Source organism: Kribbella sp. NBC_01505 (genome assembly GCF_045040285.1).
Taxonomy (GTDB): Bacteria; Actinomycetota; Actinomycetes; order Propionibacteriales; family Kribbellaceae; genus Kribbella.
This window is the reverse complement of record NZ_CP109425.1, coordinates 2,261,894-2,280,883: the sequence shown is the minus strand read 5'-3', so window position 1 is coordinate 2,280,883 and position 18,990 is coordinate 2,261,894. Positions and strand designations below refer to the sequence as shown.

Below are 18,990 nucleotides of genomic sequence, written 5' to 3'. Positions count from 1 at the left end.
CCCATCAAATGGGGTCGCCGCGCGCCGTCGTACCGGGGTTCTCGTGGGGTTAGAGCTTGCGGAGGCGGACCCAGCGGACGGCGTGGTCCTGGCCTTTGCGGAGGACGAGGGTGGCGCGGGAACGGGTGGGGAGGATGTTCTCGCGGAGGTTGGGGCCGTTGATGCCGTCCCAGAGGGATTCGGCTTTGTTGACTGCTTCCTCGCGGCTGAGTTCGCCGTACCGGACGAAGTAGGACTCGGGGTTGCGGAAGGCTGTTTCCCAGAGTTTGAGGAAGCGGTGCACGTACCAGGAGCGGATGTCGGCGGCGGCCGCGTCGACGTACACGGAGAAGTCGAAGAAGTCGCTGACCGCGAGGCCGCTCTTGCCATCGGCGTGGCGGGGGGCGGGCTGGAGGACGTTCAGGCCTTCGAGGAGCAGGATGTCGGGCTGCTCGACGGTGGTGCGGACGCCGGTCATCCGGTCGTAGTGCAGGTGTGAGTAGACCGGCGCCTCGACCGCGTCCATCCCGGACTTCACCTCGACCACGAAGCGCAGCAGCGACTTGCGGTCGTAGGACTCCGGGAAGCCCTTGCGCAGCATCAGGCCGCGTTTCTCGAGCTCGGCGTTCGGCCAGAGGAAGCCGTCGGTGGTGACGAGGGCGACGCGCGGGTGCTCGGGCCAGCGTGCGAGCAGCTCGCGCAGCAGGCGGGCGGTCGTCGACTTGCCGACGGCAACCGATCCGCCGATCCCGATCACGAACGGGGTCCGGGTCGCGGCGGGCTTGCCGAGGAAGCCTTCGGTGTCCTCGTGCAGCGCCCGCGCGTGCCGGACGTACAGCGAGAGGATCCGGGACAGCGGGAGGTAGACCTCGCGGACCTCGTCGAGGTCGATCTCGTCCCCGAGTCCGCGCAGGCGCTCGATCTCCTCGGCCGTCAGTGGCGAGACGGTACTCTCCGCCAGCTTCGCCCAAGCGGCCCGATCCAGCTCGGTGTAGGGAGTCACCTCCCGCGACGGCTGCAGCATGGCCCCCATTCTTCCCATCCCCGAGGAGTGCGCCACACCACACCGGCGTGGGCTTCGTCTCAACCGTACGTCGTTGGGTCCGAAAGTTTCGGGTTTACGGGCGATAAGGTGTGGTGGTGATGGCGCAGCGGGTGACGATCGCGGAGATCGCGGCGATGGCCGGGGTTTCGGTGCCGACCGTGTCGAAGGTGCTGAACGGGCGGGCGGATGTGGCCGAGGGGACCCGGGCGCGGGTCGAGCGGCTGATCCAGGAGCACGGGTACCGGCGGCGGACGGCCGGTACGACGAGTAGTCCGATGATCGATCTGGTGTTCAGTCAGTTCGGGGGCGAGTGGGCGATCGAGCTGATCGGCGGGGTCGAGGAGGTGGCCCGGGCCGAGGGGGTCGAGGTCGTGCTGTCGGAGTGCGGTGGTGGGTGGCGGCCGCGGCAGGAGTGGATCGAGTCGGTGCTGAACCGGCGGCCGCTCGGGGCGATCCTGGTGGTCTCGGACCTGGATGCGGATCAGCGGGCGCAGTTGGAGGCGCGGCGGATCCCGTTCGTGGTGGTCGACCCGGTGGGGGACGTCGCGGACGACGTACCGGCGATCGGTTCGGCGAACTGGAGCGGTGGGCGGATGGCGACGCAGCATCTGACCGGGCTGGGGCATCGGCGGATCGCGGTGATCGGCGGGCCGGTCGAGGTGTTGTGCTCGCGGCAGCGGGTGGACGGGTATACGGACGCGCTGCGGTCCGCTGGGCTTGCGGTTGATCCGGAGCTGATCCGGGTGGGCGACTTCGGGGTGTCCGGTGGTTATCGGGAGGCGATCGCGCTGCTGCGGTTGCGGGAGCGGCCGACCGCAATCTTCGCCGGCAGCGATATGCAGGCGCTGGGGGTGTACCAGGCGGCGCGTGAGCTCGGGCTGGAGATTCCGCGCGATCTGTCGGTGGTCGGGTACGACGATCTTCCGGTCGCACAATGGGTCGGCCCGACCCTCACCACCGTGCATCAACCCCTCCGCCGGATGGCCGAGCTCGCCACCCGCCTCGTGCTGGACCTCGCCCGCGGCATCACTCCGGCGGCGACGCGACTGGATCTGGCGGTGGACATGCGGGTGCGGGGGTCGAGCGGACCGCCACCACTCACCAACTAGCTGTACGGCGGTCTGCGGCGCCCGCGCTGAGCGTGGGCAGGCCGGGCGGGGCGAGGTTGGTGAGTGGGGGCGGTCCGCCCCCAACAGCTCCAGGCCAAGGGAGTTAGGCTGGCGACATGATCGTCGGCGTGGGTATTGATGTGGTCGACGTGGAGCGGTTCATGAAGACGCTGGAGCGGACGCCGGGGTTGCGGGACCGGGTGTTCACGCCGCTCGAGGCCGTGAAGCGGCCGGCGTCGCTGGCGGCGCGGTTCGCGGCCAAGGAGGCGTTGGCGAAGGCGCTGGGGGCACCGGCGGGGATGCACTGGCACGACGCCGAGGTGCAGACCGACGAGACCGGCCGGCCCTGGCTGGAGATCACCGGGACGGTCGCCGCCCAGGCAGCCCGCCTCGGGGTACAGAGCATGCACCTGTCGCTGAGCCACGACGCCGGGATCGCCTCCGCCGTGGTCGTTCTGGAGGGCTGAACCATGCGCCGCGCGCACACCGTCGACCAGGTCCGCGCCGCCGAGGCCGACCTGATGGCGAGAGTTCCCGAGGGCACGCTGATGCAGCACGCGGCCAACGGGCTCGCCGTTGCCATCAGCAACTTCCTCGGCCGCACGTACGGCGCCCGCGTCGTGCTGCTGATCGGCTCCGGCGACAACGGCGGCGACGCCCTGTACGCCGGTGCCCGCCTCGCCCGGCGTGGTGCGCAGGTGACCGCGGTCCTGCTCTCCGATCACGCGCACCCCGAAGGCCTGACCGCCCTCCGAACCGCTGGCGGCCGGATCGGCTCAGCCGACGACATCCCGAACGCCGATGTGGTCGTCGATGGCATCGTCGGGATCGGCGGCCGCCCGGGCCTGCGTCCCGACGCTCTCGACGCAGTGACGCTGGCCGCCGAGTACGGCGTACCGATCGTTGCTGTCGATACTCCGTCCGGCGTCGACGTAGACAGCGGCGAGACGCCCGAACCGCATGTGCACGCCGCCCTGACCGTCACCTTCGGCACTCACAAGATCTGCCATCTGGTCGACCCAGCCGCCTCAGCCTGCGGTCCGGTCCACCTGATCGACATCGGACTCGACCTGCCGGACGCACCGGTCCAGTCACTCCAGACGAGCGACGTCCGCGCGCTCTACCCGCTCCCGGACGCGCACTCCGACAAGTACTCGCGCGGTGTGCTCGGACTGATCGCCGGCTCCACGCAGTACCCAGGTGCGGCAGTGATCGCCACCACCGGCGCGCTGGCCGGCCCACTCGGGATGCTCCGGTACGTCGGCCCCGACGCGGTTGCCGCTGCTGTACTGGCGGTGCACCCGGAGGTCGTGGTCGGTGAGGGCCGGGTGCAGGCCTGGGCCGTCGGCTCCGGACTGAGCGACGAGACGCTGGACCGTGAGCTGTTCGACCGGGTGACCCAGCAGCAGGACCTCCCGGTCGTGGTGGACGCCGGTGGCATCGGCGCGCTCGACACGGACCGCGCTGGGTACGTCGTCATCACCCCGCACGCTGGTGAGCTGAGCGCGCTGATCGACGTGCCGCGGGACGAGATCGAGGCGCGGCGACTCCACTACGCCCGTCTGGTCGCTGAGGACCGCCAACTCGTCGTACTGCTGAAGGGTGCGACCACTGTGGTCGCTGCGCCGGACGGCTCGGCCTACGTGAACCCGATAGCCACCCCCTGGCTGGCGACCGCCGGTTCGGGTGACGTGCTGGCCGGACTGCTCGGTTCGCTGCTGGCCGGCGGCGTACCGGAGTTTGAAGCGGCCGCACTGGCCGCCTACCTGCACGCAGCGGCTGGACAGCTTGCCGCAACCGACGGTCCGGTCACCGCAATGAAGGTGGCGGCCGCTCTCCCTGAGGTCACGCGCCAGATCCTGCTTTGACCTGACGGGTAGTGGGTAGGAATGCACCCACCGCCCGGAGGTGCTCGAATGAAACGTTTCGCCCTGCTGGTTGCCGCGCTGTTGATCGCCGGTCCGCTGCCCGCCTCGGCCACTTCCAGGCCGTACCTGGCGGATGCGGCGACCAAGATCCATGTGATGGGGGAGTGGGCCCATCCCGATGACGACACGAGCATCATCGGCCCCTGTGGCGTGTGGCATCAGCGGTACGGCGTCAAGTGCGGCGTGATCATGGTGACGCGGGGTGAGGGTGGTGGGAACGCGGTCGGGACCGAGCTGGGTCCGGACCTCGGCCTGCGGCGGGAGAACGAGGACCGGATCGCGCACTACCGGTCCGGGACCGTCGACATCTTCAACCTGGACCGGATCGACTTCTTCTACAACCAGAGTGCGCCGCTGACGCAGTACTTCTGGGATGAGGAGGAGACGCTGCGCCGGGTGACCCGAGTGATTCGGCAGACGCAGCCGGAGATCTACATCGGGTTCACTCCGACACTGGCTGCGGGCCATGGCAACCACCAGCAGGCCGGACGGCTCATCTGGGAAGGCGTGCTCGCCGCAGCGGACCCGACGCGGTTCCCTGAGCAGTTGCGTGGAGCGCATGCGCTCAGCACGTGGCAGGTGAAGAAGGTGTTCTCCGGCGGCGGTACTGCGGGCACAGGTGGTACGACGACCGCCGGGAACTGCACCACCGGCTTCACCCCGAGCGGGCTGGACACGGTGGCCGGGGTGTGGACCGGCTACCCGTCGCCGTACAAGTGGCCGGCCGGGAACGTGCAGGGTCAACCAGCCGGTACGGCGAAGAGTTGGCAGCAGGTAGCGGACGAGGGGCGGGCTGCCTATCCGACCCAGAGCCGGGTGATGTTCAAGGGCACATCCGCTCCGGCGTGCCCGCGGTTCGCGATGACGCAGTCGTTCGTACCGTTCCAGCCGAACAGCAGTCCGACGGCGGGGCTGGACGACGCCATCCTGTTCGGGGCGACCAAGGCCGATCCGGGTGGACTGCCGTTGGGAACGTTGCAGTACTTGACGTTCTCGCGGTTCTACAACGTGGCTGGGGAGCCGTTCCAGGCGACCGTGCATCTGCGCGGAAAGCTCGCCCGTGGCAACGTCACGCTAGACGTGCCGGCTGGCTGGGCAACCGATGGACCGAAGCAGGTCCGCGCGGGCAGTAAAGCCGATGTGACCTTCACAGTCACCCCGTCGGCCACCGCGACCGTCGACCAGAACGCACGGATCGCTGCGCGCTACACGACGGCAAAAGCGTCCGGGTACACCGACAACGTCGTACGGATCGTGGCTGCGGCCGAGGGACGCTTCCAGCGCTGGGGGAACTGGCAGGAGTACGACGAGTGGCTGGAAACCGTTGCACCACAGGCGAATCGGCTCGGCCGGTCCCAGGCGATCCAGTCGATGGGCGTCGGCCAGAGCATCGACGTACCGGTCGTGGTGCGCAACTGGTCGGCTCAGCCGCAGACTGGTGCGGTGTCTCTGGAGGTGCCGCCGAACTTCACTCTCGATGCCGCCTCCAAGCCCTACCAGTTGCAGCCCGGTGCCGACGCTATGGTGACCTTCCGGCTGACCAACACCGACACTGCGTTGCCAGCACAGCAGAACGTGTCGATACCGATCCGAACTGCGTCAGGCAGCGAGACGCTGACGCTGAGCCTTGTACCAACCACAGTGATCCCGCCGGCAGCGATCACCGTGGATGGAAAGGCCGGACCGGGTGAGTACCCCGGCCAGACGCTCGATGTGAACCGTATCTGGCAAGGAGCGTCCGGCTGTACCAGTCCGGCCGACTGTGGCAGCACCGCCAAAGTCAGCTGGTCGGATGACGCGCTCTACTTCTTCATCCACGTCAACGACGACTACCAGTCGTACGCCGTCACTCCGGAAGAGTGCGTCGGCCACTGGCAGGCGGACTCGGTGGAGATCCTGCTGGACCCGCGCGGTACGGCGTCCCAGTCGTTGATGGACACCGCCAACACCTTCAAGCTCGGCATCTTCCCGTTCAGCCAGACTGGCAAGCCCTGCTGGTCTCGCGACGCCGACAACAACCAGGGTCCCGCAGCAGGTGTCGAGGTGGCGTCGACTGCGCAGTGGGTGGGCAGCAACGAGACCACCGTGCCGCATGCGTACACCGGTGGTGGCTACGACCTCGAAGTGAAGATCCCACTCGAGCTCCTGCCGGCCGCGGTCGACCCAACCCGGCTCGGCCTGAACATCACGCCGTACGACAACGACGACACGTCAGCCGCCGGTACGACGACGCTGCGGCACATCGACCAGAGCACTCGGCTCGGATGGTCCGCACTCGGTTCCGTGCAGTCCGACCCGTACCGCTGGGGCCTGGCCACTCTCCCCGGCTACACCGCACCGGCGGATCGCCCCACGGTTCCCGGACCACCAGATGTCTCCAGTCCGAACCTCAACGGCGCACTGTCCCCGCAGACCATCGCCCAGTCCGCGCGCAACGGCGTACCGATCTCTGGCCGTGTCCCCAGTACAGACCTGCAGCTCCTGTACGCCGGACTGCGCGGAAACGCCGTGGACGTCGTGACGACGTCTCGTGGCAAGGGGACTGCCCGCGCGTTCCTGACGACTGGGGAGCTCGGTGCGATCCCGGTCTGGACCACGAGCTGCCCCGGCGACTCGTTCACGCCCTGTGCGGTGACGGACGGGGGTATTCCGCCCTGGGCTCCGGACATGAGCGGTCACCTGGTCAAACAGTCCACGCAGCAGATCACCCGAGGTCTGCAGCTGTGGTCGATCCCGCTCACTGCTGCTCAGCGTCAGAAGCTGGCGCAGGACGGCCGGCTGCTCGTCTCGTACGAGACCGCAGCCGACCAGGTCCAGGCCTTCGAGGTCAGGCTGCGATGAAGGTCAGGCCGGCGTTGCCCGCGGAGAGCGTGAGGTTCTTGGCGTCGATCTTGTAACTCATCTCGCCCTTGAGGCCGTTGACCAGCGCCTTCTCCATACCGGCCTCGGCTTCGGCGCACGCCCGCCGAGTGGTGGCCAGCTCGCCGAACGTGATGGTGTTACCGGCACGAGCGACCTTGCCGTTCAGCTCGTTGCAGCCGGTGAAACCGGTGACACGGTCGCCGTTGAAGGTGATCCAGGCCTTCTCGGCCCCGGCCTGGTGCCCGACCGAGTCGTAGTCGATCACGCCGCTCAGGGTCCACTTGGTGCCGTCGATAGCAGCATCCGGCTCGACGATCTCCCGGTCGCTGAAGGCGATCGTCGTACCGCCGGCGACCACGGTGAGCTTCGTGCTGTCCAGCTTCCAAGTCGGTTTGCTCTGCAACAGATTGCTCAGCCAGCTGTCCAGCTTCCCGCGATCGCCCGGGCAGCCCATGGCGGTCATGGCCAGCGGCTCCTTCAGCGTGAGCTTGCCGTCGCCGGTCGACACCTTGGCCTGCATCGTGTTGCAGCCGGCGTCCGCGACCAGCCGGCCGTCATCGGTGAACTGCATCCGCACGCGCGTGTTCGGCGAGGGCGGTGGGCCGTCGCCCTCCTGGGTGATGGAGGTCGACAGGTACGTCTTGCCGGCCAATGACCCACCGGCGGCCGACTCGTTCCCGCACGCGGCGAGTCCGAGCAGCAGGAGGCCGGCTCCGGCGAGGGCAGTCATCCGCATCTTCACACTGTAGGGACGCGGAAGGTGAGCGCCGCGTTGCAGTCCGTAGATGCGTCAAGGACGCGTAAAGTCGGCAGAACCCCGCCATCAGGGGTAGCGCATCAGGTCACGGTTGGATAACGTCGGCGCGCTGACAGACCACGGCCGGCCTCGCCGGTCCCACTGGGGTCCAACCGAACCAGGTGCCGGACGCTGTAGCGCTGGGGCAACACAGTGACCGCCCGTCGTACAAGACGAAGGATCGTTACGCATGCCCCCCATCCGAACTGCCCGACGCCGCGTGGTTGTCCCGGCGGTCCTCCTCGCACTGGGCGCGCTGGTCGCTGTCCCGTTCGCCGTCCAGGCGTCCAAGGAGAACCCCGTCGCCGCGAGTACGGCGAGCGCCGCGGACAGCACGGTCACCACCCTCCCGAGCGTCGGCCGCGTCGAGAGTTGTGTCCTCGACAAGAGCTCGGCCTGCACAGTCCTGCACGGTTTCGGCAAGAAGCCGGTCGCGATCACCGCGACCGCCTCCGGACCGGCGCAACTGTCGATCGACGCGGGCCAGACCACCGACAAGAGCTACCGGCTGCGCGCCCTGCGGCGCGACGGCCAGAACTACCGCGAAGGGACCAAGCTCCGCTACACCGCGCACTACGACTTCGTCGCCGCGCCCGCGCAGCCCCCGACGCCGACCCCCAAGCCCCCGACCGTGGCGCCGCCGACGCGCACACCTACCAAGCCGCCGACGACCAAGCCCCCGACCACGAAGCCACCGACCGTCAAGCCCACAACGGCTCCGCCGACCAGCAACCCGGGTCAGACCTGCACCAAACCGACGTGGACCACCACAGCGACCGGCAACGCCGGTGAGGGCCGGACCTACGGCCAGTACTACGTCCACAACAACATGTGGAACAACCACAACGGCACCTACACGATGGCGGTCTGCAACTACAACAGCTGGTACGAGGACGTCACCCAGTCCAAGCCCGGTGACAACGGCGTGCAGGCGTACCCGAACGTGCACAAGGACTACAACGACTTCCCGCTGGCCAAGATCCAGTCCGCCAAGTTCGCCGCGACCGCGCCGACCTGCGCCGGCTGTATCTACAACGTCGCCTTCGACGTCTGGATCAACGAGGGCTTCGAGAACGAGCTGATGATCTGGACGCAGAACTCGGGCCAGACCCCGGCCGGTTCCAAGATCGGTACGACGACGATCGGCGGTCAGTCCTACGAGGTGTGGAAGACCGACGGGGCGAACAAGCCCGGCGGGATCTTCACCTACAAGTCGGTGACCACGCAGAACTCCGGCACGATGCCGCTGCAGGCCTTCTTCAAGGACCTCGAGGCGCGCAAGTGGATCCCGGCCAACTCCACCACCTGGCAGGTCGACTTCGGCGTCGAGGTCGTCTCCACCAACAACACCAAGCAGCGCTTCACCTTTGACGCCTTCGAAATCCAAGAAAACTAGTTCGATCGCGGAGAGCTAACGCGGCAATCTGACCGGACCGGTTGCGTAGGGTTCCTTGCGTGACCGGTCTGGTGATTTTCGACAACGACGGCGTACTGGTGGATTCGGAGCGGCTGGCCAACACGATCCTGGCCGAGCTGCTGACCGAGGCCGGACTGCCGTACACGTTCGACGAAGCGGTGCGGGACTTCATGGGCGGGAGCATGAAGTCGATGCGCGAGAAGACCGAGGCGCAGCTGGGGCGGCCGTTGCCGGCCGATCTCGAGGACCGGTACCACCAGCGGCTGTTCGACGGCTTCGCACACCTGCAGGCGATCGAGGGGGTCGAGGACGTCCTCGACGAGCTCGACGCCACCGGTACGCCGTACTGTCTCGCCTCGTCCGGGACCCACCAGCGGATCCGGACGGCGCTGACCGCGGTCGGTTTCCTGGACCGGTTCGCGGGCAGAATCTTCAGTGCCGAGGATGTCGCGCACGGCAAACCCGCGCCCGATCTCTTCCTGCACGCGGCCGCCACCCTGGGCGTGCAACCGGCTGACTGTGTCGTGGTCGAGGACAGCCCGCTCGGCGTCGCCGCCGCCAACGCGGCCGGCATGACGGTCTTCGGCTACGCGGGGATGACGGACCCGGCCAAGCTCGCCGACGCACGTCAAGTTTTTCACAAGATGACATCCCTCACCGGATTGATCTCCGCGGCCTGACACACTGGAAGGGCCATGGCTACTCCCCAGTCACCCCAGGTTCACCCGCCACGCGAGCGCCCGACGCGCGCCGAGGCGATCGTTGACCTGGCTGCGATCCGCCACAATGTCGCGACGCTGCGTGACCGTGCCGAGGGTGCGCAGCTGATGACAGTGGTCAAGGCCGACGGCTACGGGCACGGCATCGTGCCGGTCGCCCAGGCGGCCCGCGCTGCCGGTGCGGACTGGATCGGCGCGGCGGTTCTGGAGGAGGCGCTCGCGCTGCGTGACGCCGGTGACACCGGGCCGATCTTCTGCTGGCTGACCACTCCCGGTGAGCCGCTGGCCGAGGCGATCGCCTCCGGGATCGACCTGTCCGCCGGTGCGCCGTGGGAGATCGACGAGCTGGCGGCCGCGGTCGGCGACCGACCGGCCCGGGTGCACCTGAAGATCGACACCGGCATGAGCCGGGGCGGCGCCGTACCGGAGGAGTGGCCGGCGTTGATCCGGGCCGCGCTGCGGGAGCAGGCCGCCGGACGGATCGAGATCAAGGGCATCTGGTCGCATCTGGCCCAGTCGGACGAGCCGAAGAGCGAGATCAACGAGATGCAGCTCGCGACGTTCATCGAGTCGATCGAGGTGGCCGAGTCGTTCGGAGTCGAGGCCGAGTTCAAGCACCTCGCGAATTCCGGTGCCACGCTGCAACTCCCCGAGACCCACTTCAACCTGGTCCGGCCGGGCGTGGCGACGTACGGGCTCTCGCCGTTCGGGCATGCGCTGAGCGCTACCGAGCTGGGACTGCGGCCGGCGATGACGCTGAAGGCTCGGCTCGCGATGGTGAAGCGGGTCCCGGCCGGTGTGGGCGTTTCGTATGGGCTGACCTGGACGGCGCCGCGGCCTTCGACACTCGGGCTGATTCCGCTCGGGTACGGCGATGGTCTGCCGCGGCACGCGTCAAACGGAGCGCCGGTGCAGTCGGCCGGTGGGCGGCGCAGCGTGGTCGGGCGGATCTGCATGGATCAGTGTGTGGTGAATCTCGAGGACGACGACGTCGTGGCGGGAGACGAGGTCGTGCTGTTCGGTCCGGGGACGGCGGGAGAACCGACCGTCGACGACTGGGCCGAGGCCGCGCGGACGATCAACTACGAGATCGTCACCCGGCTCGGGCCGCGGATCCCACGGCGGTACATCGACAGTTCTCCGGTCGAGGAGTAGGGGATGTCGAAGGCAGGACGGACCGCAGGACTCATCGGAGCCGCGGTCGGAGTGCTGGCCGCCGGTGCGGCCGCCGGGGTTGCGGTCGAGCGCACGGTCATCGGACGCCGGTCCGGTCAGCGTGCGCAGTTGGAGGCGGAGCCGTTCGGCTCCCTGCGTGGCACTCCACATGTCTTCACCGCGGACGACGGCGTCGAGCTGTACGTCGAGGTGGATGAGCTGAAGCGGTCCCGGCGACCGGTGCCGCCGCCGAAGAAGCGTTTTGGGCGCAAGCTGCCGACGCCGCCCGAGGATCTGACAGTGGTCTTCGCGCATGGCTACGGGCTGAACATGGACCTGTGGCACTTCGAGCGCCGCGATCTCGCCGGGATCGGCACGATGGTGTTCTACGACCAGCGGTCCCATGGGCGGTCGGGGCGCTCGCCCAAGGAGAACATCAGCATCGACCAGCTCGGGCGCGATCTGCACGGGATCCTGGAGCGGTTCGCCCCGAGCGGTCCGGTGATCCTGATCGGGCATTCGATGGGCGGGATGACGATCATGGCGCTCGCCGACCAGTACCCGGAGCTCTTCGGGGACCGGATCATCGGCGTCGGGCTGTGTTCGACGAGTGCCGGGCAGCTGGACGAGGTGCCGATCATCCTGCCGGGACTGCCCGGCCGGTGGTTGCGGAAACTCGCGCTCCCGACGGTGTCCGCGCTGGCCCGGGTCCCGGATGCGGTCGAGCGGGGGCGGAAGGCGGGGACGGACATCAGCTATCTGCTGACCCGGCAGTACGCGTTCGGCTCCGAGGTGCCGCCGGCGTTCACCGAGTTCGTGAACGAGATGATCGCGGCGACGCCGATCTCGGTGATCGCGGACTTCTACCCGATCTTCGCGCTGCACGACAAGTACGCCTCGCTCGAGCCGTTGCAGAAGGTCGAGTGCGTGGTGATCGGGGGCGACAAGGACGCGCTGACCCCGTTCGAACACGCCGAGGAGATCGTCCGCCGGGTCCCCGGCGCCGAGCTCGTCGAGGTGAAGAACTGCGGCCACCTGGGCCTGGTCGAGCACCACCGTGAGTTCACCGCGGCACTCCTTGGGATGATCGAGCGAGCCGAACAATCCTTGGGATGATGCTGGTATGACCGATCTGCATGTCGTTGACGCGACAGCCGAGCACGTGGACGAGATCGTCACGGTGATCCACCACGCGTTCTCCTCCCGCCGCGTGCTCGATCCGCCGTCGACGGCGTTGAGCGAGAACGCGACCACAGTGGCGGAGGCGATCGCGCAGTACGGCGGCCTGCTGGTCCGCATCGACGGTGTGCCGGCGGGTGCGGTGCTGTTCGAGGTGTCGGGTGACGTGCTGGTGCTGCGCCGGGTCTCGGTTGATCCGCGGCATCAGGGTCGCGGGGTCGCGTCGGCGATGGTCGGGTGCGCCGAGGAGGTCGCCGTACGGCGTGGGCTCGCGCGGGTGCGGTTGGTCGCGCGGGTTGAGCTGCCGGACACGGTGGAGTTCTGGCGGCGCCGTGGGTATTCGGTGGTTGAGCAAGCCGAGCACAACCTGATCTACGCGAAGGCGATGCCGGTCGAGCGGACCGTGCCGACGGCTGAGGAGATGCGGGCGATCGCGGAGGAGCTGGCCGGTCAGTTGCGGGCGGGCGACGTACTGGTGCTGTCGGGTGACCTCGGTGCCGGGAAGACGACGTTCACGCAGGGGCTTGGTGCTGGGCTGAAGGTTCGGGGTGACATCACGTCGCCGACCTTCGTGATCTCGCGGGTGCATCCGTCGTTGAGTGGTGGGCCGGCGCTGGTGCATGTGGACGCTTATCGGCTGGGTGGGTTCGCGGAGTTGGACGATCTTGATCTGGACGCGAGTCTGGACGAGGCGGTGACCGTGGTCGAATGGGGACACGGGCTGGCCGAGGCGCTTGCTCCCGATCGGCTCGACATCGTGGTGACCCGCGGCGACGACGACACCGACGAGACGCGGGAGCTCCGGATCACGCCCGTGGGACCGCGCTGGGCGGCGTCCGGCGTCCGGGTCACTGCACTGGAGAAGAACTGACATGCTGCTTGCCTTCGACACCTCGAGTGCCGCCGTCACCGTCGCCATCGCCGACCCGGTCACCGGCGCGATCGTCGCCTCCTCGACAACGGTCGACGCGCTGAGGCACGGCGAACTGCTGGCCCCCGCCATCGCTGCCGCCCTGGCCGAAGCCGGTTGTACGCCCCGCGAGCTGACCCGCATCGCCATCGGCGTCGGCCCCGGCCCCTTCACCGGACTGCGTGTAGGCCTGGTCACGGCCCGCACCATGGCGGACGTGCTGGGCATCGAGGTAGTCGGCGTCTGCAGCCTGGACATCCTCGCCCGCCAGTCCTCCCTGTCGTTGCCGGTCGCCGTAGCCACCGACGCCCGTCGCAAGGAGATCTACTGGGCTCTCTACGACGGCCCCGCCCCCGACGGCAGCCGCCGCCGCCTCGAAGGCCCCGCCGTAGACAAACCAGCCGCCGTAGCCCACGTCCTAGCCGGCCTCCCCCTCATCGGCCGAGGCGCAACCCTCTACGCCGAAACCCTGAGCGTTCCTGCTGACGAAGTAGTGGAGTACCCGTCGGCGGAGGTTCTTGCGTACGGGGTGGCGACGGGGACGCTTGAGGTTGTTGCGCCTGACCCGCTTTATCTGCGGCGGCCTGATGTGACTCTGTCGGGTGGGCCCAAGAGCGTGTTGACCAAGTGAGACCGGCTATTCGTCCTGCGGTTGTTGAGGATCTGGCGGCGGTCGCTCAGCTGGACGAGGTGTGCTTCGGCAATGAGGCTTGGAGTCTTGCGGCTTGGGAAGGTGAGTTCGAGCGGCTGGCTGAGGATCGGGTGATTCTCGTGGCCGACGAAGGTGCGGTTGCCGGGTATGCGGTTCTGCTGGTGCCGCCGGTGGTGGTGGATGTGGTGGAGTTGCTGCGGATCGCGGTCGCGCCGGAGGAACGGCGTACCGGGATCGGTGGGCAGTTGATGACGGCCGCGCTCGCGCGGTGTGCCGGGCGGACGGTGCTGCTGGAGGTTGCTGCGGGCAACGAGTCGGCGATCGGCCTGTACGGCGGGTTCGGGTTCGGACAGATCAGCCGGCGGCGCGGGTACTACGCCGGCGGCGAGGATGCGGTGATCATGCGGTGGCGGGAGACAGTGTGAGCAAGACAGAACCCTTGATCCTCGGGATCGAGACGTCGTGCGACGAGACCGGCGTCGGCATCGTGCGCGGGCAGACTCTGCTCGCCGACGCGATCGCGTCCAGTGTCGAGGAGCATGCGCGGTTCGGCGGCGTCGTACCGGAGGTGGCCAGCCGGGCGCACCTCGAGGCGATGGTGCCGACCATCCGGCGTGCCTGCGAGACCGCCGGGATCAAGCCGACCGACGTGGACGCGGTCGCCGTCACCAGCGGCCCAGGCCTGGCCGGCGCGCTGCTCGTCGGTGTCGCCGCCGCGAAGGGGCTCGCGCTGTCGCTCGACAAACCCTTGTACGGGGTCAATCACCTGGCTGCGCACGTTGCCGTCGACACGCTGGAGCACGGCGATCTGCCGAAGGGTGCGATCGCGATGCTGGTGTCCGGCGGGCACTCGTCGCTGCTCGCGGTCGAGGACATCACCGAGGGCGTCGTACCGATGGGAAGCACGATCGACGACGCCGCGGGCGAGGCCTTCGACAAGGTGGCGCGCGTGCTCGGCCTGCCGTTCCCAGGTGGGCCGTATATCGACAAAGCCGCTCGCGACGGTGGCGATCGGTTGTACGTGCGCTTCCCGCGCGGGCTGACCTCGCAGCGCGACCTTGAGCGGCACCGGTTCGATTTCTCCTTCTCCGGTTTGAAGACCGCAGTCGCACGCTGGGTCGAGTCGCGACGCCGGGACGGCGAGGACGTGCCGGTCAACCACGTTGCCGCCGCCTTCCAGGAGGCGGTCTGCGATGTGCTGGTCCGCAAGGCGATCGACGCTTGCAAGGATCGCGGTTACGAGCACCTGTTGATCGGCGGTGGCGTTGCGGCCAACTCCCGGCTCCGCCAGATGGCCGAAGAACGGTGCAGCGCGGCCGGGATCGCCGTACGGGTTCCGCGTCCTGGGCTGTGCACAGACAACGGCGCGATGGTCGCGGCGCTGGGCTCCGAGCTCGTGCGCGCGGGCAAAGCGCCGTCGCCGCTTGGGCTTCCGGCCGACTCGTCGATGCCGATCACGGAGGTGCTGAACAAATGAGGTGGTCCCACCCGGACGGGTTCGAGGCCGACGACGATGTGGCGCGGATCGATGTCGACGCCGTGCACGGATTCCTCAGTACGGCGTACTGGTCGCCCGGCGTACCGCGGGAGATCGTCGAGCGGTCGATCGAGGGTTCGCTGAACGTCGCGGTGTATGCGCCGACCGGTGAGCTGGTCGCGTTCGCGCGGGCGGCGACCGATCGGGCCACGTTCGCGTGGATCGCGGACGTGTTCGTGCTGCCGGAGTTTCGCGGGCACGGTCTCGGGAAGTTCGTGGTGACGTCGTTGCTCGAGCATCCGGAGCTGAAGGGGCTGCGGCGGATCATGCTGGCGACGAAGGATGCGCACGAGCTCTACCGCCAGTACGGCTTCAACGAACTTCCCGACCTGACCACGATGATGGTCATTCGCCGGGATCCCGCCGAGCTCTACGCCGGCCAATGAGGCGTGCCGGCGTCGACCTGCTCTGGAATCCACCGGGGGCAACGGATCTCGTGCTGCTGGCGCACGGTGGCTACGAGCACTCGCACAAGAACCCGCACCTGTGGCGCGGTCCCATCCTGCGCATGTGGCCCTTCGCCGCAGCCATCCGTACGGCGGTCCCGGCGGCCGCCGTTGGTCTGGTGCGCTACCGGTATCGCGGTTGGAACGACATCGGCGATCCGGCGATCGACCTGCGCGCCGTACTCGACGAGCTGCCGCCGTTGATCCAGCGGGTGGTGCTGATCGGGCACTCGATGGGTGGTCGCACGGTCGTCGCGGTGGGCGATCACCCGCGGGTGGCCGGCGTACTCGGACTCGCCCCGTGGCTGCCGCCGGCGGACCCGCTGATCGCGCTGCGGCCGCCGGTGATGTTTGCCCATGGCAACGATGACACGGTCACGTCGCCGCAGGAGACCCTCGCCTACGCCAATCGCGTGCGGGCCGCGGGCACTCCGGTCGGCATGGTCTTCCTGGCCGGCGAGACCCACCCGATGTTGCGCCGTACCGAAGACTGGAACACCCTCGTCGCCACCTTCACCCAGCACGCCTTAACCGGCGAAGGTGAGTTGGGAGAGGGAGACCGGGAGTGGCCGGTGAGCGGCGCGCAGGGCTCGACCCTGGGTGCGGTCGTGCGGCTGGCCCGGATCCGCTTCGGGATGCCCGTGCGAGAGCGCTTCCGCGTCGGCCACCTGGCAACCCACGTTTGAGCGGACTGCTTAGGGCGCGCCGTAGTGCGGGGGAGGGCGCGGCGGCGAGGAGGTAAAACCTGGGGCGGAGATGCCGCTTGCCCCAGGTGAGCGGTCAGCGGCCGACCGGTTCTCCTGCCAGCTTGCCGAAGGCAGATGAACGGCCTGCTGCGCCCGTGTGACGTCTTAGTGGCGGGCCCCCGGGGAGTGCATCAACTGGACGCAGCACCTCGTCCGCCGGCTAATCACCCGGGGGCCCGCTCGTGGTTCGATCATATGTTCGAATACGGTTCGAGCGCAAGTCCGCTACGGGAACGTTCGTCGTTCAGGGGCGGCGGCAGGAGTAGGCGACGGCGTCCCTGCCGATCCGGGTGATGATGAGGGTGGCCGAGGTGCTGCCCTTGGGGGCGAGCTTCTTGCGGAGGACGGCCGGGTCGAGGTCGACGCCGCGCTTCTTGATCTCGAGAGTGCCGATGTCCGCGCTGCGGACCCACGCGCGCAAAGCCTTCTCCTTGTACGGCAGTTCCTCGATCACCTCGTACACCGACGCGAGCGGAGTCTCCACGAGCTTGTCCGCCGTCACGTAAGCGATCCGCGGATCCAGCAGCCAGCCGTCCACCGCAGCGGCCACAGCAGTGACCAGACCGGCCCGTACGACGGCGCCGTCCGGTTCGTAGAGGTAGTTGCCCACCGGGCCGCTGTCTGTCTCCGGTGCGTCCGTCACGGTTGCACCGCCCGGCAGCAACGTCGCCCGCCGCGCAGTGCCGGAGTACAGCGCCCCCGACCACAGCGCAGCCTCCTTCACCTCACCCGCGTCGCTGATCCACTCCGCCTCAACCCCATCCGGTACGGCGTCGTGCGGGATCCCCGGTGCGACCTTCACACACGCGGTCCGCTCCAGCAGTCCCGTGACGAAGGTCCACGGCGGCGAGTAGGCGTTGTGGTCGAACACTCGCCGCCCATCCGCTCGCCGCGCCGGATCGGCGAACACGACGTCGTACGGCGTGATGTCCGTCGACTCTGCGTCGCCGACCAGTACCTCGCCGGGCAGGTCGAGCGCAGCGAGGTTGGCGCGCGCGGCTGCAGCGGTCTCGGGATCGCGTTCGACCCCAGTGACTCGAAGGCCGGCTCGGGCTGCGCTGATGAGGTCACCGCCGATTCCGCAGCCCAGATCGACCACACTGCTGCCAGGCAACGCTGCTGCGATCCGTGCGGCACGGTGAGCGCCCACGACGGTCCGAGTGGACTGCTCGTAGCCGTCCGGGGTGAAGTACATCCGTGCGGCGTCCGCACCGAACTTGGTGACCGCCCGGTGCCGCAGTGCGGCCTGCGTGACCGCAGCACTGACCAGCACGCCGTCGTACCGGCGTCGGAGCTTCTCGACGACCTGTAGCTCGCGACCCACCTGATACTCCGCACAGGCCGCTGCGAGTACTTCAGCACCAGAAGCGTCCAGGAGCGCGGTGACCGTCACCCCGCAACCTTAGGGCCAGCTCGTTCGGCTGGGGCCGAAGAGTCCTTTCCACCGGCCCCGAAGGGATTGGTGTGGCCCGGCGCGGCTGTCAGGGTGCGGCCATGAGGAGATCCTTCGCAGGCCTGGCAGTGCTCACCCTGGCGCTCGCGGTGACGCCGGCCCTGCCCACCCAGCTGGCCGCGGCAGACGAGCCGTGCCAAAAGTTGCCTTCCTGGCACAGCTTCGACATTGAAGGCATCGATCCCTCCGGCCGGTTCAAGGTCGTGACTACGCGCGGGGACGGAATGGCCACGACCGGCATCGGCATCTTCCGTAACGGCGTCGCTGCCGACCTGGTCCCGATCACCCGGGCCAGCTACACCGAGGCAAACGATGTCAATGTTCGCGGCGTCGCGGTCGGGTCCGTATCCGGGTCCGGATCCAACCCGATCCCGTTCGCCGCTTGGAGAATCACCTCCGCCGGGAAGACGGTGCTACCGGAGGCTGAGTCCTCGAGGGTTTTTGGCAGCAAGCCGGTGGCGATCAATGCCGCCGGTGAGATCGCCGGGACGGGGAATCTGGACACGCACGGGGAGGGGCACATAACGAAGCGCGCGGTCCTCTGGAGTCCGGACAACGTGATCCGCGTCCTGCCGGTCCCGGCAGGGTTCACCGACGCCACCGCTACCGATATCGACGACGACGGCACGGTCGTCGGCTACGCCACCGACGTGGACGCCAACTCGATGCCGGCCAATCAGCAGCCGGTGGTCTGGCCGGCCGACGGCGGTTACCGGATTCTGCCGACGAGCAACACAGTCGACGGGTATTCCACCGTCGAGGCGGTTCGCAACGGCATCGCGGTCGGCGCCGACAACGAGCAGGCAGTCAGTTGGCGGCTCGACGGCGACACCAAGACGATCCTGGATCCGACGGCCTCGTGGTCCCTCGCGAGGTTCGTCAACGCGGGTGGCGACATCCTGGTGGAGAGGACGGCCGGCGCCGACGGCGGGTGGGTGAGTACCTCGGACCTCATTCGCCGCGGGCAGCCGGCGCAACACGTCGGCGACCGGATCAGCTACGGGCTCGACGACTTCGGCCGGGCCTACGTCAGGTATGTCGGGTCCTGCTGAACCGG

General features: G+C 68.5%; 18 protein-coding genes. 15 read left to right on the top strand and 3 right to left on the bottom strand.

Annotated features, from left to right (window positions below):
- Nucleotides 1–49: 49 nt before the first annotated feature.
- Nucleotides 50–1,003 carry a type I pantothenate kinase gene (gene coaA / locus OG474_RS10575; protein WP_405062079.1) on the bottom strand — a complete coding sequence of 318 codons (954 nt, stop codon included), beginning with the start codon at nucleotides 1,001–1,003 and terminating at the stop codon, nucleotides 50–52.
- 119 nt (nucleotides 1,004–1,122) lie between these two features.
- Between coaA and OG474_RS10570 the strand changes: the two genes are divergently transcribed.
- The 4 genes from OG474_RS10570 to OG474_RS10555 all read left to right on the top strand — a co-directional run bounded on the left by OG474_RS10570 (nucleotide 1,123) and on the right by OG474_RS10555 (nucleotide 6,902).
- Nucleotides 1,123–2,133, top strand: coding sequence for a LacI family DNA-binding transcriptional regulator (locus OG474_RS10570; RefSeq protein WP_405062078.1), 1,011 nt, complete (start codon nucleotides 1,123–1,125; stop codon nucleotides 2,131–2,133).
- Between the two features lie 116 nt (nucleotides 2,134–2,249).
- Nucleotides 2,250–2,600, top strand: coding sequence for a holo-ACP synthase (locus OG474_RS10565; protein WP_132170681.1), 351 nt, complete (start codon nucleotides 2,250–2,252; stop codon nucleotides 2,598–2,600).
- A 3-nt stretch (nucleotides 2,601–2,603) separates the two neighbouring features.
- On the top strand, nucleotides 2,604–4,001 hold the full coding sequence (locus tag OG474_RS10560) for an NAD(P)H-hydrate dehydratase (RefSeq protein ID WP_405062077.1): 1,398 nt from the start codon (nucleotides 2,604–2,606) through the stop codon (nucleotides 3,999–4,001).
- Between the two features lie 48 nt (nucleotides 4,002–4,049).
- Nucleotides 4,050–6,902 carry a sugar-binding protein gene (locus OG474_RS10555; RefSeq protein WP_405062076.1) on the top strand — a complete coding sequence of 951 codons (2,853 nt, stop codon included), beginning with the start codon at nucleotides 4,050–4,052 and terminating at the stop codon, nucleotides 6,900–6,902.
- Here OG474_RS10555 and OG474_RS10550 read toward each other — a convergent pair.
- Nucleotides 6,889–7,659, bottom strand: a complete 771-nt coding sequence (locus OG474_RS10550) for an META domain-containing protein (RefSeq protein ID WP_405062075.1) — start codon at nucleotides 7,657–7,659, stop codon at nucleotides 6,889–6,891. The genes OG474_RS10555 and OG474_RS10550 overlap by 14 nt on opposite strands.
- A gap of 250 nt (nucleotides 7,660–7,909) precedes the next feature.
- On the opposite strand from OG474_RS10550, the gene OG474_RS10545 reads away from it, so the two are divergent.
- The 10 genes from OG474_RS10545 to OG474_RS10500 are packed head-to-tail and all read left to right on the top strand — an operon-like array spanning nucleotide 7,910 to nucleotide 16,420.
- Nucleotides 7,910–9,115 (top strand): GH12 family glycosyl hydrolase domain-containing protein, encoded by a 1,206-nt coding sequence (locus OG474_RS10545; protein ID WP_405062074.1) that lies wholly within the window; start codon nucleotides 7,910–7,912, stop codon nucleotides 9,113–9,115.
- A gap of 59 nt (nucleotides 9,116–9,174) precedes the next feature.
- Nucleotides 9,175–9,816 (top strand): HAD family hydrolase, encoded by a 642-nt coding sequence (locus OG474_RS10540; protein WP_405062073.1) that lies wholly within the window; start codon nucleotides 9,175–9,177, stop codon nucleotides 9,814–9,816.
- A gap of 15 nt (nucleotides 9,817–9,831) precedes the next feature.
- A complete protein-coding gene (gene alr / locus OG474_RS10535) occupies nucleotides 9,832–11,010 on the top strand; it encodes an alanine racemase (protein WP_405062072.1) in 1,179 nt (392 codons plus the stop codon).
- A 3-nt stretch (nucleotides 11,011–11,013) separates the two neighbouring features.
- Nucleotides 11,014–12,126, top strand: coding sequence for an alpha/beta fold hydrolase (locus tag OG474_RS10530; RefSeq protein WP_405062071.1), 1,113 nt, complete (start codon nucleotides 11,014–11,016; stop codon nucleotides 12,124–12,126).
- Nucleotides 12,127–12,133: 7 nt separating this feature from the next.
- Nucleotides 12,134–13,060 carry a tRNA (adenosine(37)-N6)-threonylcarbamoyltransferase complex ATPase subunit type 1 TsaE gene (gene tsaE / locus OG474_RS10525; protein ID WP_405062070.1) on the top strand — a complete coding sequence of 309 codons (927 nt, stop codon included), beginning with the start codon at nucleotides 12,134–12,136 and terminating at the stop codon, nucleotides 13,058–13,060.
- 1 nt (nucleotide 13,061) lies between these two features.
- Nucleotides 13,062–13,730: a tRNA (adenosine(37)-N6)-threonylcarbamoyltransferase complex dimerization subunit type 1 TsaB gene (gene tsaB, locus OG474_RS10520; RefSeq protein WP_405062069.1), complete on the top strand. Its 669-nt coding sequence runs from the start codon at nucleotides 13,062–13,064 to the stop codon at nucleotides 13,728–13,730.
- Complete coding sequence (locus OG474_RS10515; protein ID WP_405062068.1) at nucleotides 13,727–14,176, top strand: GNAT family N-acetyltransferase; 450 nt, start codon at nucleotides 13,727–13,729, stop codon at nucleotides 14,174–14,176. The genes tsaB and OG474_RS10515 overlap by 4 nt, the downstream gene beginning before the upstream one ends.
- Nucleotides 14,173–15,228, top strand: a complete 1,056-nt coding sequence (gene tsaD, locus OG474_RS10510; RefSeq protein WP_405062067.1) for a tRNA (adenosine(37)-N6)-threonylcarbamoyltransferase complex transferase subunit TsaD — start codon at nucleotides 14,173–14,175, stop codon at nucleotides 15,226–15,228. Before OG474_RS10515 ends, tsaD begins: the two co-directional genes overlap by 4 nt.
- The gene (locus OG474_RS10505; RefSeq protein WP_405062066.1) at nucleotides 15,225–15,674 is read left to right on the top strand and encodes a GNAT family N-acetyltransferase; all 450 of its coding nucleotides are present in this window, start codon (nucleotides 15,225–15,227) and stop codon (nucleotides 15,672–15,674) included. Before tsaD ends, OG474_RS10505 begins: the two co-directional genes overlap by 4 nt.
- A complete protein-coding gene (locus OG474_RS10500) occupies nucleotides 15,671–16,420 on the top strand; it encodes an alpha/beta hydrolase (RefSeq protein ID WP_405062065.1) in 750 nt (249 codons plus the stop codon). The genes OG474_RS10505 and OG474_RS10500 overlap by 4 nt, the downstream gene beginning before the upstream one ends.
- A 304-nt stretch (nucleotides 16,421–16,724) precedes the next feature.
- On the opposite strand, the gene OG474_RS10495 is transcribed toward OG474_RS10500, so the two are convergent.
- Nucleotides 16,725–17,873, bottom strand: coding sequence for a THUMP-like domain-containing protein (locus OG474_RS10495; RefSeq protein WP_405062064.1), 1,149 nt, complete (start codon nucleotides 17,871–17,873; stop codon nucleotides 16,725–16,727).
- A gap of 101 nt (nucleotides 17,874–17,974) precedes the next feature.
- Between OG474_RS10495 and OG474_RS10490 the strand changes: the two genes are divergently transcribed.
- Nucleotides 17,975–18,985 carry a hypothetical protein gene (locus OG474_RS10490; RefSeq protein ID WP_405062063.1) on the top strand — a complete coding sequence of 337 codons (1,011 nt, stop codon included), beginning with the start codon at nucleotides 17,975–17,977 and terminating at the stop codon, nucleotides 18,983–18,985.
- Nucleotides 18,986–18,990: the final 5 nt, after the last annotated feature.

What these genes read in the sequence shown, in the direction of transcription:
- OG474_RS10530 (WP_405062071.1), top strand. Translation starts at nt 11,014, where the DNA reads ATGTCGAAGGCAGGACGGACCGCAGGACTCATCGGAGCCGCGGTCGGA.
- OG474_RS10490 (WP_405062063.1), top strand. Translation starts at nt 17,975, where the DNA reads ATGAGGAGATCCTTCGCAGGCCTGGCAGTGCTCACCCTGGCGCTCGCG.
- coaA (WP_405062079.1), bottom strand. Translation starts at nt 1,003, where the DNA reads ATGCTGCAGCCGTCGCGGGAGGTGACTCCCTACACCGAGCTGGATCGG.
- OG474_RS10570 (WP_405062078.1), top strand. Translation starts at nt 1,123, where the DNA reads ATGGCGCAGCGGGTGACGATCGCGGAGATCGCGGCGATGGCCGGGGTT.
- OG474_RS10505 (WP_405062066.1), top strand. Translation starts at nt 15,225, where the DNA reads ATGAGGTGGTCCCACCCGGACGGGTTCGAGGCCGACGACGATGTGGCG.
- OG474_RS10555 (WP_405062076.1), top strand. Translation starts at nt 4,050, where the DNA reads ATGAAACGTTTCGCCCTGCTGGTTGCCGCGCTGTTGATCGCCGGTCCG.
- OG474_RS10500 (WP_405062065.1), top strand. Translation starts at nt 15,671, where the DNA reads ATGAGGCGTGCCGGCGTCGACCTGCTCTGGAATCCACCGGGGGCAACG.
- OG474_RS10545 (WP_405062074.1), top strand. Translation starts at nt 7,910, where the DNA reads ATGCCCCCCATCCGAACTGCCCGACGCCGCGTGGTTGTCCCGGCGGTC.
- alr (WP_405062072.1), top strand. Translation starts at nt 9,832, where the DNA reads ATGGCTACTCCCCAGTCACCCCAGGTTCACCCGCCACGCGAGCGCCCG.
- tsaB (WP_405062069.1), top strand. Translation starts at nt 13,062, where the DNA reads ATGCTGCTTGCCTTCGACACCTCGAGTGCCGCCGTCACCGTCGCCATC.
- OG474_RS10565 (WP_132170681.1), top strand. Translation starts at nt 2,250, where the DNA reads ATGATCGTCGGCGTGGGTATTGATGTGGTCGACGTGGAGCGGTTCATG.
- OG474_RS10550 (WP_405062075.1), bottom strand. Translation starts at nt 7,659, where the DNA reads ATGCGGATGACTGCCCTCGCCGGAGCCGGCCTCCTGCTGCTCGGACTC.
- OG474_RS10560 (WP_405062077.1), top strand. Translation starts at nt 2,604, where the DNA reads ATGCGCCGCGCGCACACCGTCGACCAGGTCCGCGCCGCCGAGGCCGAC.
- tsaE (WP_405062070.1), top strand. Translation starts at nt 12,134, where the DNA reads ATGACCGATCTGCATGTCGTTGACGCGACAGCCGAGCACGTGGACGAG.